Source organism: Pseudomonas serboccidentalis, assembly GCF_028830055.1.
Taxonomy (GTDB): Bacteria; Pseudomonadota; Gammaproteobacteria; order Pseudomonadales; family Pseudomonadaceae; genus Aquipseudomonas; species Aquipseudomonas serboccidentalis.
In genome coordinates this window covers 87,102-99,021 of the sequence record NZ_CP101655.1, presented here as the reverse complement: position 1 = coordinate 99,021, position 11,920 = coordinate 87,102, and the positions used below count along the sequence as shown (strand labels likewise).

Here is an 11,920-nt window from a genome sequence, read left to right as displayed (position 1 = left end):
TACAAGAAGCCTACAAGCAACATGGAAATAACCGACGCCGGCTCGTGATTCCGGCGTCAGCAATTCACACCCCGGTCTGTAAGGCTGCTGAAAGCCACACGCTCTATATTCAGCAGCCTCAGCGGACGGATAACCGGGACCACCCGGAGACGCCTGATGAGCGAGCTTTTTTACAACGCTGTGCCCAACGCGACCCGCGTTGCACCGCCACTGCCCGAACCTCGGCAATACCCCAGCGAGAAACCGTCGCGGGTCTACCTGTTCGGTACGTGCGTGGTCGACCTGTTCTACCCCGAAGCCGGGATGGACGCGATCCACTTGCTGGAGCGCGAAGGGATCAAGGTCGAGTACCCGCAAGGGCAGAGCTGTTGCGGGCAACCGGCCTACACCTCGGGTTACACCGAGCAGGCGCGGACGGTAGCGCGCGCGCAACTGGCGCTGTTTGCCGGGGATTATCCGGTGGTGGTGCCGTCGGGTTCCTGCGCAGGCATGCTGCGCGAGCATTACGCGGACTTGTTTAAGGACGAGCCGCAAACGTTGAAACAGGTGCAGGCCCTCGCGGCCCGTACCTATGAACTGGCCGAGTTTCTGCTGTTCGTCTGCAAGGTGCAGCTCAAGGACAGCGGCGAACCGGTCAAAGTCGCGCTGCACACCTCGTGTTCGGCACGGCGTGAAATGAATACCCACTTGCACGGCCGCGAGTTGTTGGCGCAGTTGAGCAACGTGGAACGGGTCAACCACGACCACGAAAGCGAATGCTGTGGCTTCGGTGGGACATTCAGCGTCCGTATGCCAGACATTTCCGGCGCGATGGTGGCTGACAAGACCCGGGCGCTGAAGGAATCCGGCGCGCACAAGGTCTTGAGTGCCGACTGCGGCTGTTTGATGAATATCAACGGCTCGCTGGAAAAACAGCAGGAAGCGCTGCGCGGGCAACACCTGGCGAGCTTCCTCTGGCAGCGAACCGGAGGTGCGCAATGAGCACCTCGACGATTATTCCTACGGTTGCCGTAGAAGAAGATTTCCGCACCCGGGCACACAATGCCCTGGGCGATGCGCAGTTGCGGAACAACTTCCGCACGGCCATGGATTCACTGATGACCAAGCGGGCAGCGGCTTTCAGCGATGCCCACGAAAGAGAACATTTGCGTGCCCTGGGCAACTCGATCAGAGCCCGCGCGCTCTCCAAGTTGCCCGACCTGCTCGAGCAACTGGAACAGAACCTGACCCGCAACGGTGTGACAGTGCACTGGGCGGAAACGGTGGACGAGGCCAATGGCATCGTCTTATCGATCATCCGCGCTCACGAGGCGCGGCAAGTGATCAAGGGCAAATCGATGGTCAGCGAAGAGATGGAGATGAACCATTTCCTCGAGGCTCAAGGTGTTGAATGCCTGGAGTCCGACATGGGGGAATACATCGTCCAGCTCGACCACGAGAAGCCTTCACACATCATTATGCCGGCGATCCACAAGAATGCCGGTCAGGTCGCGTCCTTGTTCCACGACAAACTTGGCGTGGAATACACCAAGGACGTTGACCAACTCATTCAGATCGGTCGCAGAGTCCTGCGGCAGAAATTCTTCGAAGCGGACATCGGCGTCTCCGGTGTCAACTTCGCCGTCGCCGAAACCGGCACCCTGTTGCTGGTGGAAAACGAAGGCAACGGGCGCATGACCACCACTGTGCCGCCGGTGCACATCGCCGTCACCGGCATCGAAAAAGTCGTGGAAAACCTGCGCGACGTGGTGCCGCTGCTGTCGCTGCTGACCCGTTCGGCGTTGGGCATCCCGATCACCACCTACGTCAACATGATCTCCGGCCCACGCAAGGAACATGAACTCGACGGCCCGCAGGAAGTGCATCTGGTGCTGCTCGACAACGGTCGCAGCCAGGCCTTTGCCGACAGCGAACTGCGCCAGACCCTCAATTGCATCCGCTGCGGCGCGTGCATGAATCATTGTCCGGTCTACACCCGCGTCGGTGGTCACACCTACGGCGAGGTTTACCCGGGGCCGATCGGTAAAATCATCACCCCGCACATGGTCGGCCTGGCGAAAGTCCCGGATCATCCGAGTGCGTCGTCGCTGTGCGGTGCTTGCGGCGAGGTGTGTCCGGTAAAAATTCCGATCCCTGCCCTGCTGCGTCGCCTACGCGAAGAAAACGTCAAAGCCCCGGACTCACCGCATCAAGTGATGCGCGGCCAGGGCAGCAAGTATTCGCGCAAGGAACGTTTCATCTGGAACGCCTGGGCGAAACTCAACAGCTCACCGACCCTGTATCGACTGTTCGGCTTCTTCGCCACGCGCCTGCGTGCGTTGACCCCGAGCAACATCGGCCCGTGGACGCAAAACCACAGCGCGCCGAAACCCGCCGCCCGCTCACTGCACGACATGGCCCGCGAGCATCTGGCCAAACAGGGAGACCGCTGATGAGCGCCAAGCAAAATATCCTCGCCAAGCTGCGGAAAAGTCTGACCGGTGCCACGCCGATTGCCGACGACTTCGATGTAGATCTGGTGACGCAGCCTTACACCTACAGCGCCGAACAACGCATCCCGCAACTGCGCAAACTGATGGAAGCGGTGCACACCGAGATCCATCTGACGTCTGGCGCCGACTGGCCGGCGTTGCTCGCGCAATTACTGCGTGACCGCCAACTGCCAAGCCTGTTGATCGCACCGACGACGCCCCACGGGCAGCGCATCACACAGCACTGGGCGAATAATCCGGATCTACCGATGCTGAAGTCCTACGACCGGCCGATGGAAGAATGGAAAGCCGAGTTGTTCAACGACACCCCGGCCAGCGTCACGGGCACCCTCGGCGCCATCGCCGCGACCGGCAGCCTGATCCTCTGGCCCACCCGCGAAGAGCCGCGGCTGATGAGCCTGGTGCCACCGGTGCATTTCGCCCTGCTCAAGGCCAGCGAAATCCGCGACAACTTCTATCAGGTGCAACAGGAATTCGAGTGGGCGCAAGGCATGCCGACCAACGCGTTGCTGGTGTCCGGCCCATCGAAAACCGCCGACATCGAGCAAGTGCTGGCTTACGGCGCCCACGGCCCGAAAGACCTGGTGGTGCTGATTCTGGAGGACCAATGACTTTACCGGCGACGTTCCTGCGAGATGCGCAACAACTGATACCGGCCGAGCGCCGTTTTGACGACCCGCTGTCGACCCTGGCCTTCGGCACCGATGCCAGTTTCTATCGACTGATTCCGCAACTGGTGATCCGCGTCGAGTCCGAAGACGAAGTGGTGGCGTTGCTTAAACTGGCCCAGCGCGACCACGTCCCGGTGACCTTCCGCGCCGCCGGCACCAGTCTGTCCGGGCAGGCAATCAGCGATTCGGTGCTGATCGTGCTGGGGGATAACTGGAACGCCCGCGAGATTCGCGGCCAGGGCATGCAAATCCGCCTGCAGCCGGGTGTCATCGGCGCACAGGCCAACGCATGGCTGGCACCGTTCGGCCGCAAGATCGGCCCAGACCCGGCATCGATCAACGCTTGCAAGATCGGCGGTATCGTCGCCAACAACGCCAGCGGCATGTGCTGCGGCACGGCACAAAACACCTATCACACGCTGGCCGGGATCCGTCTGGTGCTGGCCGACGGTACACGCCTCGACACCGAAGACGCCGCCAGTGTCGCCGCGTTTCGCGAAAGCCACCGCGAACTGCTGGAGCGCCTGGCGACGTTGGGCCGCGAGACCCGCGCCAACGCCGAACTGGCCGCCAGAATTCGCCACAAATACCGTCTGAAAAATACTACCGGCCTGTCGCTCAATGCGCTGGTGGATTTCGACGAGCCTGTGGATATCTTGAGCCACCTGCTGGTCGGCTCCGAAGGCACCCTCGGCTTCATCAGTGCGGTGACCTACGACACGGTGATCGACCACCCGAACAAGGCCTCGGCGCTGATCGTGTTTCCGGATGTGGAAACCTGCTGCAACGCCGTCACCGTGCTGAAAAGCCAACCAGTGTCGGCGGTAGAGTTGCTGGATCGACGCAGCCTGCGCTCGGTGCAGGACAAACCTGGCATGCCGGATTTCGTACAGCATCTGTCGAAAAATGCCTGCGCGTTGCTGATCGAATCCCGCGCAGCCTCTTCCTCTTTGCTGCAGGAGCAACTGGCGCAGATCATGGCGTCACTCGCCAGTTTCCCGGTGGAAAAACAGGTCGATTTCAGCGAAGACCCTGTGGAAAACGCCAAGCTCTGGGCGATCCGCAAGGACACCTTCCCCGCCGTCGGCGCGGTGCGCAAAACCGGCACCACGGTGATCATCGAAGACGTGACCTTTCCGGTCGAGCAACTGGCTATCGGCGTCAATCGCCTGATCGAGCTGTTCGACAAACATTCCTACGACGAAGCAATCCTTTTCGGACACGCACTGGAAGGCAACCTGCACTTCGTCTTCACCCAAGGCTTTAACAGTCCGGAAGAAGTCTCACGCTATCAGGCGTTCATGGATGACGTCGCGCAACTGGTGGCCGTGGAGTTCGGCGGTTCGCTGAAGGCCGAACACGGCACCGGGCGCAACATGGCGCCGTTCGTTGAGCTGGAATGGGGCAGCGACGCCTATCAACTGATGTGGCAACTCAAACGTCTGCTCGACCCTAATGGCATCCTCAACCCGGACGTGGTGCTCAGCGAAGATCCGCAGATCCACCTCAAACACCTGAAGCCGCTGCCGGCGGCCGACGAGATTGTGGATAAATGCATCGAGTGCGGGTTCTGCGAGCCTGTCTGCCCATCGAAAGGCCTGACCCTCAGCCCGCGCCAACGCATCGTGATCTGGCGTGATATTCAGGCGAAAAAGAGGGCTGGCGTCGACACCACTGAGCTGGAAAAAGCCTACGAGTACCAAGGCATCGAGACCTGCGCCGCAACGGGCTTGTGCGCGCAGCGTTGCCCGGTCGGCATCAATACCGGCGAGCTGGTGAAAAAGCTCCGCGCCCGTCACGCCACGCATCAGAAAACCGCTGACTGGATCGAAGGAAATTTCGCCAAGACCTTGCAAGGCGCACGCTTCACCCTGCATGTGGCCAACGGCGCGCGGATGCTGCTCGGCGCGCCGCGTCTGGCAAAGCTTTCGGCGACGCTGACGCGCTTGTCCAAAGGCCAGGTACCGCTGTGGACGAATGCGATGCCGCAACCGGAAAAAGCCATTCGCTTCAGCCCGAGCGTTTCCGATGAGCGCCCGCGCGTGGTCTATCTCGCGGCGTGTGTATCGCGGGTCATGGGCCCGGCGGCGGGGGATCAGGAGCAGATGTCGCTCTACGACAAAACCCGTGGCCTGCTGGAAAAGGCCGGTTACCAAGTGGTGTTCCCGGACAATCAGGACAACCTCTGCTGCGGTCAGCCCTTCGCCTCCAAAGGCTATGCCGAACAGGCCGAGCACAAGCGTCAGGAGTTGATCAGCGCCCTGCTGCACGCCAGTCGCGGCGGGCTCGATCCGATCTATTGCGACACCAGCCCCTGCACCTTGCGCCTGGTGCAGGACGTGGGAGATGTGCGCCTGGACCTGTACGACCCGGTGCGTTTCATCCGTACGCACCTTCTCGATCGACTGGACTTCACACCGCAAGAAGCACCGATTGCGGTTCACGTGACGTGCAGCACGCAGCATCTGGGCGAAAGCCAGGCGCTGATCGATCTGGCACGCAAATGCAGCAAGACCGTGGTCATCCCCGAAGGCATTCACTGCTGCGGATTTGCCGGCGACAAGGGCTTCACCACACCGGAGCTGAACAGCCATTCACTGCGCACGCTCAAGGACGCGGTGCAGCATTGCAGCGAGGGGATTTCCACCAGCCGCACCTGTGAGATCGGCCTGACGCAACACGGCGGCATCGACTATCACGGGCTGGTCTATCTGGTGGATCGAGTGACCCGGGCCAAGGCCTGCTGAAGAAAAATAGAACCCTTGCGTGCGACCGTAGTCCACAGAACAGGCCCCGAAACTCGGGGCTTTTCCTCCACTCGGTTGCCCGTCCTGACGGCCAGCGAAGTCTGGATCCCTCAGTTCAAGGAGATACACATGAAACGTTCTGTACTGTTAGGTCTGTTCGTTACTGCCTCGATGATGGCCTCCACCTCGTTCGCCGCCGACAAGCCTGCCGACCTGTGCGATGCCAATATTCAAACCATCAACAACGCCAAAGGCCAGCTGTCATCGTCGCCAGAGCTGAGTCAGCGTGCCGAGACCAGCGTGAGCAAGGCTCAAGCGCTCAAAGCCCAGGGCAAGATCGATGACTGCGTTGCGGAAACCTCGCAAACCATTCTGGAACTGCGTAAATCCACCGGCACCAACAACTGATTCAAGGCCACGGTCAACCTTCGGGTTGGCCTTGCCGGCCGTTTGGCGTACACTGCACAGGCTTGTTGCCTCACATGATGTACGAGGCAATGAGTTCGGGGCCGATTAGGATTCGACGCCGGTGACGAAACTTTAGGTGCATGCCGACTTGGTAACAGAAGTCGTAAATCCACTGTTGCAACTTCTTATAGTTGCCAATGACGACCAATACGGTGCTGCTCTCGCTGCTTAATTGCAGCTGACATGCACTCCTGGTGCCTTCGGGCCCAGCAATCATCAGGGGATGTCTGTAAACCCGAAATGATTGTCATATAGAACAGAATCGCCGTGCAGTACGTTGTGGACGAAGCGGCTAAAACTTACACAACTCGCCCAAAGCACCCTGCCCGTCGGGTCGCTGAGGGTTAACTTAATAGACACGGCTACGCATGTAGTACCGACAGCGGAGCACTGGCGGACGGGGGTTCAAATCCCCCCGGCTCCACCAAACAAACATCTAAAGACGTCCAAGGGCGTCTTTTTTGTGCCTGAAATCCAGTAAATACGGGGCTTTCAGCGCCAACAGCCTGCGTCTCACTGGCGGAACGAGAGCATCTGTAAAGGACGTTTGGCGAGCCAACCCAGCAAACAGCACCTATGGCTCCGACCGAAACCGAAATCACCTCCATGGCGTTGATGAATTTGCTGATCATACTTTTTCACTTTCATCGGCATACTGGCGAGTGCTTCGGCAGCAGTGAAAACTGTCATCATGATCCAGTGCCCCCTCCGATCCTGATCGTCGTGGGGAACGCTTTGCTCTTTTTTCAATCGCTACTGAAGCGCGTCCATAATTTCGGATAAACGACATGAAGCAGACAGGAGCCTGAAATGGCTCCTGCCTACTTAAATTCATTTTTTTGGTTTGCCGGAAACTTAAGTTCTTCGTATCCGGCCGGTCAAGCGATCTATCTGAAGGGCGTAGGCCCGACGCATAAAGGTGCTGGGGTAATCGCTGAAAATTTAAGCGACAGCGAGCGAGGAGCTAATTGCTACCTCGCCAGGTGCATAGTCCAAATGATCAGCGTGAAGCTGACTCTATCAATAAGCTACTTGTAATTTTTCAGAAGCCCAGCAAGTTTTAACAAGGTCTTATCGATAAGCTCCCGCTTCACATTCAGTTGGAATTCTCCTTCAGCTTTCACGAATCCAAGGCTGGCATTGAGAGTGCTGTTAAGCTTGGCGAATTTAGCAACTTCACTTGATTGCAAGCTTATCTGAAACTGCCCGTCGATTGAGGTAACCGTGACCTCCAGTGGACTTGGTGAATTTTCAAAAATCAGCGAAACATAGGGGTAGAAATCACTGCCCGAAACGGAACCGTAGTCCCCCAACCTTAACGGCGACAGTTTTTTCGCTATCGAAACCGCTGTAAGTCGGTGATGCAATGCATAGCTATATAACTCGGCATGCGCACCGCTCATTCGGCTTTTCTTTAGCAGATAGATCTCGTCCTCATCCGCCCAGCGAAGCGCGCGCTGTCGGCAATATCCAAAAGCAGCCGGCGTCTCAATCAGTGCCTGCCTCCAAGGTTCAAGGTCGGTCGCTGCATCAATGAGGTCGTCCAGTTGCTGATCTACAGGTCCTTTAGAGTTCAGGTTATCCCATAGCGCTTTGAGTAATTCGCGCTGGCTGCCATCTGAAGTTCGAAGCAGACGTTTCCAGCTGCCTTGCTCCGCCGCCGAATTCACTAGAAACGAATAATTTCGGTCACTGCTACGCAGGAAATAATCACCGAGACTCAGGAGCGCTCGCTCCCACCGGTAATCGTCAAGGCTTGTGAGCCCGCGGGAGTTGAACATCGTCTCGGCATGCTTCAAGTACGCTTTGAATTGTCTCTGAACGCGGATATGAGCAGCGACGCTCCAATCAATCACCGATAAGTCTTCAGCGTTGTCCACGGCTCCGCAAAAGCTCAACAGAAATTCGATCTGGCCTTTGAAATAACCATGACTTTCTGCCTTGTCAATCAATGCCCTCCAACCGGAATGCGCCAGTATGAGCTGGGCTTTAAGAATCTCTTCGCTTATCTGTGGCGGGCTGAATCCAACGGTTGGCCGCTCTGTGGTTGCGAAATACTCGAGGATGTTGTCTGCATGAATGACCAGGTTACAGACCGCTGCGATGCTACGCTGTACATCTGCAGGGCGCTCGTAAGCCGAATTAACCGATAGGTTGCAAACAATCCTCATCCAGTCTTGGAATGCCTCAGCATTTTTCTCGCCGTGCTCGCGCAGAAACGCAACATAAGCAAAAAACTGGACGATTTCGGTATAGCCCAGACTCGCGGGCTCGCTGACAGCGGTTGCGAAGATTGCGCGCTCATCGAAATAGCGGTTGCCAGGAAGTTGAAGCTTGAACGCCCCCTCCTCGCTCCACACGTCAAGCAGCATAATAAGCACTTCGGAGAAGCTGCGATCAAGCCACCCATTGTTCTGGAAGCGCTGATAGGTAAATTTTAATTCCTTATCCTTGAGTGCCGCGACATCTTCAGGATACGAGTCCTTTTCATCATCCCTGGTCACCAAGGCAACAGCATGGAAAAGGTTCATGACCGCGTTATCGAACAGATGGGTTTCCTTATCTCGATACGACCAGAAAAAATCGGCCCAACGAGTGTCCATTCGCAACGCAAAATATTCCGCCACCGAAACACTACGATCCTCTAAGTCGACAGACTCACCTTCGAACTGCACAGCCAACGCCTGCTCGTAGCGCGCCTTAAACGTTTCGAACGCGGTAAGAGGCTTTCCCCGCGCATTCATCTTGATGTAGAGGTCGTCGGACAAACCGAAGTTATCCAAATCAAGCAATTGGAAGGTAATGACCGGATGAGCTTCATCGACAAGGCGTAAAAAAGAAGCCTCGGTGCCACTGAATCGCTGGTGGATATCCTCCAGCATTGTCAGCGCTGACTGAATAGTCGGGTCCAACCGCCAGCTGCGAAAATACCAGGACTGATTAGCAATAAGCGCAACAAGGTCGCTCTGTTTGTTAGGCGGCGTGTCTGGAAAAAAATTGACCAGCGCATTAAAAAACTCGCCGCTGCTGGGGCGAACACTATAGGAAAAACGAGACTCATCCTGAGAGCAAAATATTCTTTTGAACTCCTGAACACAGCCGTCCTTCAGCGCCAGATACCAATGAAGCAGAAACAGAGTGGTGAGTCTTTGCTGCCCATCAAGGGGAAGGAAGCGGGTCTCCCCGCGACCCTCAACACTGCCGTATATAAAATCCAAATTCAGAGGGAGAGCATCATCGTCAATAGGCAACAAAAAAGCGTTGTACAGTGAATTGAGGAAGTCAACCCGAACCTCCTTTTCTGACTGACGTCCTTGAGCGAAGTCGCGCTGTATCATCGGAATCTGAATGCACCGGTGCCTATCAAGAAGCTGCTTGAAAATAATCTGGCTGCTTGAGTCACTCATACGGAAACCTTCGATGGTGCACGGAAGAAATTAACTAAGGTATTGACCATGACATCAAGGTACGCCTTGCGGTCGTCATTACTCCAAAACATCACGTTATCAACTTGAGGGCTGTAGCACTTCAGGAAAACATTGCGTGTGCAGAGCGGTACGAATATCCCTGACTGATCGAGTGATAGCAGCCGATTACGCTTTACCGCGAACACAGCATTTTTGTAAGCACGATTTGTCCGCGTGTCGAGTAAAGTGAGATTGGAAATACTGTCGTCCACATCTTCCTCATTTCCCTCTCCAAAAGCTTTCAGCGTTCGCATATACATCGGTTCGAACTCTTTTTCTGATGCACTCTTGTCAAACTTATCAATCAGCGCTTTTAGCGCGAGACAAAGCTCTGCTGCGGGGTCTTGCGTTTCGAGGTGACCTAGACAGAGTTGCAGCCACTGCAGACGCTCATGATCGCGTCCAGGCATGTTAGACACGACAGATCGCACATGCTCGATATCCCAGTCTCCACACTTGAAGCTGTCGAATTGAAAGCGAAGGTTGGAGCGTGAACTTTCGAGGAGTGTGGCTATATTGAATAGCAACAAGATCGAGCGAATCTTTTTTGAATTCCTGCCATATTCCATGTCATCTAGGTAAATCCCGACTTGCTCCGCCAAGGCTTCCCGACCAGCGTCTAGCGAAACTTCACTTTCTAAGGCTAGCTTGAGAACTTGCGCCCTCAGCTGTCGCTCGAACTCAGTCTTGGTGGTACGTGACGACATTGCACAAATCTTCTCGAGGGCCACACCTTCATGGACGAGAAAACCGACGATATGGTAGAGGGTTCGATCCTCGTACCACTCTTCTAGCATCATGAAGGTTTGCTTTACCTTCAGCCATTCGTCATGCAACTGAACGCCTGCGGTTTTTAGCCGCTTGGAATAAGCATAAAAAATCGAATAGGCGTCGTGTTCGGATTCATCAGACATTCCATTCGCTTTCACCACCAACTCAAAAAGCAAACCGATCCGGTTCTGCCGCGGACCAGATTGATTGGTAAGGAAATACCAGAACGCATCTGTTTGCAGTGCTTTTTCAAGCTGGTCCCATTCGTGCGCAATCTTGAGCTGCAGCGCGGCCGCCTGGGGCTCACTGGCATCGGACCGGCGTAGAAACAGTGCGCGGATCAATTCGTCATTCGTGAGAGGGATCTTACCCACATTCAGGCGGGTGAACGCATCGACCGCATTGTCTTTGTCGGACAGCTCAAACCAGATGACTTTGGTTTTGCTCAATAGTGCGGACTTGATGTCCTCGACCTCATGGTCCTTGTTCGAAAACCACTGCTCAATGGCGTTCATTGCCTCGAACAAATGAAAAAAGTCGACATTACTCTGTGCTACTTCGGCAATCGGATCGACAAGAAAACTCAACAGGTCCGGACGTGTCTCATAGTCAAGTGTGAATAGCGTCTGCTGGTACTTTTTTGCAAGGCGTTCATTGAAGTGCCGCAGTATCAGAAGCAGTGTAGTCAGTCGCTGTTGCCCGTCTACGACCTCATATTGCCCAGCGTCCATTGATTTAAGCACCAACGGTTGCAAACAGTAGAACTCTTCAGGCTGGGGGTTCCGGCGGTAAGCGAACTCTCGAACATCCTCCAGTAGCTGGGTCACCTGCAGTGGCTTCCAGCGGTAACCACGCTGGTAAGCGGGGATCCAAAAGCGCGTGGACTGTTGCTTTTCATCAGTAAGCAATGCGTGGATAGGCTTAAGACGAATGTCTGACTGGGCAGTCATATCAGGTGATTCCTTTCATGGAGCAATTCTTTGTTAACCGTTTACGGGCAAATCCGTTGTCAACATCAATCGGAACAGTCAGGCTGGGCGGCTGGCACTGGATGAATTTTTCAGTAAGTGCACGACTCTGTATCAATATGCCATCACACTCAAGCTTTTGATCGCTGCACTGCGCAATCTCTGGAGCGGCTGCATCTGCAAGGTGGCATAGATGTACTAGGTCTAATCGAACAACGGACCGCCCAGACAAGCTCGATACCCCGTAGGATTTGCAAATCGAGTCCGGAGCTCAGACAAAGTAAGCAGGCGAGGAGTTCGCGGCGTATACGCCTTTGGTCGAACAAGGGGACTGCT

The 11,920-nt window shown here is 55.9% G+C and carries 7 protein-coding genes and 1 other RNA gene; 6 read left to right on the top strand and 2 right to left on the bottom strand.

The window, feature by feature from the left end; translation table 11 throughout:
• Positions 1 to 156: 156 nt before the first annotated feature.
• The 6 genes from NN484_RS00340 (at position 157) to ssrA (ending at position 6,805) form a co-directional block, all read left to right on the top strand.
• Positions 157 to 981, top strand: a complete 825-nt coding sequence (locus NN484_RS00340) for a (Fe-S)-binding protein (RefSeq protein ID WP_215501870.1) — start codon at positions 157 to 159, stop codon at positions 979 to 981.
• Positions 978 to 2,432, top strand: coding sequence for a LutB/LldF family L-lactate oxidation iron-sulfur protein (locus NN484_RS00335; protein WP_215501871.1), 1,455 nt, complete (start codon positions 978 to 980; stop codon positions 2,430 to 2,432). Before NN484_RS00340 ends, NN484_RS00335 begins: the two co-directional genes overlap by 4 nt.
• The gene (locus NN484_RS00330) at positions 2,432 to 3,103 is read left to right on the top strand and encodes a LutC/YkgG family protein (protein WP_274658409.1); all 672 of its coding nucleotides are present in this window, start codon (positions 2,432 to 2,434) and stop codon (positions 3,101 to 3,103) included. The genes NN484_RS00335 and NN484_RS00330 overlap by 1 nt, the downstream gene beginning before the upstream one ends.
• Complete coding sequence (locus NN484_RS00325) at positions 3,100 to 5,910, top strand: FAD-binding and (Fe-S)-binding domain-containing protein (RefSeq protein ID WP_274658408.1); 2,811 nt, start codon at positions 3,100 to 3,102, stop codon at positions 5,908 to 5,910. Before NN484_RS00330 ends, NN484_RS00325 begins: the two co-directional genes overlap by 4 nt.
• Positions 5,911 to 6,039: 129 nt before the next feature.
• Positions 6,040 to 6,318 (top strand): hypothetical protein, encoded by a 279-nt coding sequence (locus tag NN484_RS00320; RefSeq protein WP_127649886.1) that lies wholly within the window; start codon positions 6,040 to 6,042, stop codon positions 6,316 to 6,318.
• Positions 6,319 to 6,415: 97 nt separating this feature from the next.
• Positions 6,416 to 6,805, top strand: a transfer-messenger RNA (tmRNA) gene (ssrA, locus tag NN484_RS00315).
• 601 nt (positions 6,806 to 7,406) lie between these two features.
• Here ssrA and NN484_RS00310 read toward each other — a convergent pair.
• Both NN484_RS00310 and NN484_RS00305 read right to left on the bottom strand, forming a co-directional pair.
• A complete protein-coding gene (locus tag NN484_RS00310; protein ID WP_274658407.1) occupies positions 7,407 to 9,785 on the bottom strand; it encodes a DUF262 domain-containing protein in 2,379 nt (792 codons plus the stop codon).
• Entirely contained in the window at positions 9,782 to 11,566 is a 1,785-nt protein-coding gene (locus NN484_RS00305; protein WP_274658406.1) for a DUF262 domain-containing protein, read from the bottom strand. Before NN484_RS00305 ends, NN484_RS00310 begins: the two co-directional genes overlap by 4 nt.
• Positions 11,567 to 11,920: the final 354 nt, after the last annotated feature.

What these genes read in the sequence shown, in the direction of transcription:
- NN484_RS00340 (WP_215501870.1), top strand. Translation starts at nt 157, where the DNA reads ATGAGCGAGCTTTTTTACAACGCTGTGCCCAACGCGACCCGCGTTGCA.
- NN484_RS00335 (WP_215501871.1), top strand. Translation starts at nt 978, where the DNA reads ATGAGCACCTCGACGATTATTCCTACGGTTGCCGTAGAAGAAGATTTC.
- NN484_RS00330 (WP_274658409.1), top strand. Translation starts at nt 2,432, where the DNA reads ATGAGCGCCAAGCAAAATATCCTCGCCAAGCTGCGGAAAAGTCTGACC.
- NN484_RS00325 (WP_274658408.1), top strand. Translation starts at nt 3,100, where the DNA reads ATGACTTTACCGGCGACGTTCCTGCGAGATGCGCAACAACTGATACCG.
- NN484_RS00320 (WP_127649886.1), top strand. Translation starts at nt 6,040, where the DNA reads ATGAAACGTTCTGTACTGTTAGGTCTGTTCGTTACTGCCTCGATGATG.
- NN484_RS00310 (WP_274658407.1), bottom strand. Translation starts at nt 9,785, where the DNA reads ATGAGTGACTCAAGCAGCCAGATTATTTTCAAGCAGCTTCTTGATAGG.
- NN484_RS00305 (WP_274658406.1), bottom strand. Translation starts at nt 11,566, where the DNA reads ATGACTGCCCAGTCAGACATTCGTCTTAAGCCTATCCACGCATTGCTT.